The organism is Alcanivorax sp. (genome assembly GCF_051117345.1).
In the GTDB taxonomy this organism is placed as follows: domain Bacteria; phylum Pseudomonadota; class Gammaproteobacteria; order Pseudomonadales; family Alcanivoracaceae; genus Alcanivorax.
Genome location: NZ_JBNPEC010000070.1, coordinates 1 through 2,497, shown reverse-complemented (window position 1 = coordinate 2,497; position 2,497 = coordinate 1). Strand labels below are relative to the sequence as shown.

Sequence of the window (2,497 nt, the reverse complement as noted above, 5' to 3'; positions counted from 1 at the left end):
GCAGATCATTGCCGGGTTCCTGAAACTGGGCAATTTGATGCGCTTTGTCTCCCGTTCGGTGGTAACCGGGTTTGTGAATGCGCTGGCGATTCTGATTTTCATGGCCCAACTGCCGGAACTGGTCGGGGTGACATGGCATGTTTACGCCATGGTGGTTGCCGGGTTGGCGATCATTTATCTGCTGCCATTGCTGACCACCGCAGTACCATCACCACTGATCTGTATTGTCGTGATGACCGGTATTGCCATGTATCTGGGGCTGGATGTGCCCACCGTCGGCGATAAGGGTGATTTGCCGGACAGTCTGCCGGTCTTCCTGCTGCCGGATATTCCGCTCAACCTGGAAACCCTGAAGATTATTCTGCCGTATTCATTGGCTCTTGCCGTGGTAGGCCTGCTGGAATCCATGATGACGGCTACCATCGTGGATGATCTGACCGATACCGATAGCGAGAAGAATCGCGAATGCAAAGGGCAGGGCGTCGCCAATATCTTTTCCGGTTTCCTGGGCGGCATGGCGGGCTGCGCCATGATCGGCCAGTCCGTAATCAATGTGAAATCCGGCGGCCGCAAGCGCCTTTCCACTCTGTTTGCCGGCTGCTTCCTGTTGGTGCTGGTGGTGTTCCTGGGCAAATGGGTCTCCCAGATTCCCATGGCGGCGCTGGTGGCAGTGATGATCATGGTGTCCATCGGTACCTTCAGCTGGGAGTCGATCACCAACGTCGCCAAGCATCCTGCCAGCAGCACCGTGGTGATGCTGGCCACGGTGACGGCCACCGTGGCAACTCATAACCTGGCCATCGGTGTGGGTATCGGCGTGGTGCTTAGTGCGCTGTTTTATGCCAATAAAGTGGGGCGTGTTTTCTATGTGCGCTCGGATCTGGATGAAACCAATAGCAGTCACCGCCACTACGAGGTGCTGGGTCAGGTGTTCTTCACCTCTGCGGATCAGTTCATTGCCTCCTTTGACTTCAAGGAAGCACTGGATAAAGTGACTATTGATGTGCACCGTTCCCATTTCTGGGATATCACTGCCATTGGCGCGCTGGACAAGGTGATCATCAAGTTCCGCCGTGAAGGGACCGAGGTGGAACTGATCGGCCTGAATGAAGCCAGTGCCACGCTGGTAGATAAATTTGCCGTGCACGACAAGCCCGAGGCGGTCGAAAAACTCATGGGCGGCCACTAAAAGGAGAACAACAATGAGTGAAGTGATTGCCTGTATTGATGGTTCTCCGGCCGCAGCGCGGGTGTGTGATTATGCTGTCTGGGCTGTGCAACGCCTGAATGCGCCGCTGACCCTGCTGCATGTGCTGGACCATTCCCGCTACCCGGTGGAAAGTGATCTCAGCGGCAACCTGCTGCTGGGTGGCCGTGAGTCCCTGCTGACCGAACTCTCCGAGCTGGATGCCAAACGCAACAAGCTTGCCCTGGAGCAGGGCAAGCTGATGCTGGATGCGGCGGCCAGCCGCGCCATCGAAAAAGGCGTGAGCGAGCCAAAGCAGCGCCAGCGCCATGGTGGTCTGGTAGAGACACTGGCCGACATGCAGGAACAGACCCGCATTTTGGTGATCGGCAAACTGGGCGAAGAACATGCTGGGGAGGCCGCCCAGGTGGGCGACCACGTGGAGCAGGTGATTCGTACCATGCACAAGCCGATCCTTATTGTGCCAGCGGATTTCAGCGAGCCAGGTAAAGTCATGCTGGCCTTTGATGGCAGCCCGACCTGTCGTGAAGGCGTAAAAATGCTGGCTGCCAGCCCGCTGTTTCTGGGTTTGCCCTGTCATCTGGTCGCTGTGGGCAAGGACAAACAGTTGTCAGAGGATCTGGCCTGGGCCCGCGACACCCTGGAAACATCTGGCCCCGAGGTGGAAGTGGCGCAGCTGGACGGGGACGTTGAGCCTGCCTTGCACCAATACCAGCAGGATAACGGTATTGATATGGTGGTGATGGGGGCCTATGGGCACTCCCGTATTCGCGAATTCTTCGTGGGCAGTACCACCAGCAAGATGATCAAGAACGCCACGGTACCGCATTTGCTGCTTCGATAAGGATGCGCCCCGGCGAAGTTGATGACGCCGGGGCTCTGGCCCCCTGGGAGAGCCAGATGGAACAGGCAGAACAGGAACACTTTCACCGGAAACTGCTGGACGAGAAGCAGGCATTAAGCGAACAGAATGATGCGGCTGATTCAGCCACCAAACCGGTGGAACTGGATCAGCAAAGTGTTGGGCGCCTGTCGCGAATGGACGCCATGCAGGGGCAGGCCATGGCCCTGGCAACCCGCCAGCGTCAGGAGCAGCGCTTGCGCCAGCTTGTTGCGGCCCTGCGCCGTATCGACGAGAACGACTACGGCTACTGCGAAGACTGCGGCAAGCCGATCAATCCCCGGCGTCTCGAGATTGATCCCGCCACCTTGTTCTGCCTCGCTTGCGCCACTGCCCGAGAATAGGAAAGAATATCCCGCTACACACGCGGTACTTCCTGCGCGCGGTAC

3 protein-coding genes are annotated in these 2,497 nt (G+C 57.9%); all 3 read left to right on the top strand.

Annotation, left to right across the window (positions count from 1 at the left end; all coding sequences use genetic code 11):
- A partial coding sequence (locus ACFE0K_RS04425; RefSeq protein WP_434534910.1) for a SulP family inorganic anion transporter occupies positions 1-1,189 on the top strand: 1,189 nt, incomplete at its 5' end.
- Positions 1,190-1,202: 13 nt separating this feature from the next.
- The gene (locus ACFE0K_RS04420; protein WP_434534909.1) at positions 1,203-2,051 is read left to right on the top strand and encodes a universal stress protein; all 849 of its coding nucleotides are present in this window, start codon (positions 1,203-1,205) and stop codon (positions 2,049-2,051) included.
- A 56-nt stretch (positions 2,052-2,107) separates the two neighbouring features.
- On the top strand, positions 2,108-2,452 hold the full coding sequence (locus ACFE0K_RS04415; protein ID WP_434534908.1) for a TraR/DksA family transcriptional regulator: 345 nt from the start codon (positions 2,108-2,110) through the stop codon (positions 2,450-2,452).
- The last annotated feature ends 45 nt before the right edge of the window (positions 2,453-2,497 follow it).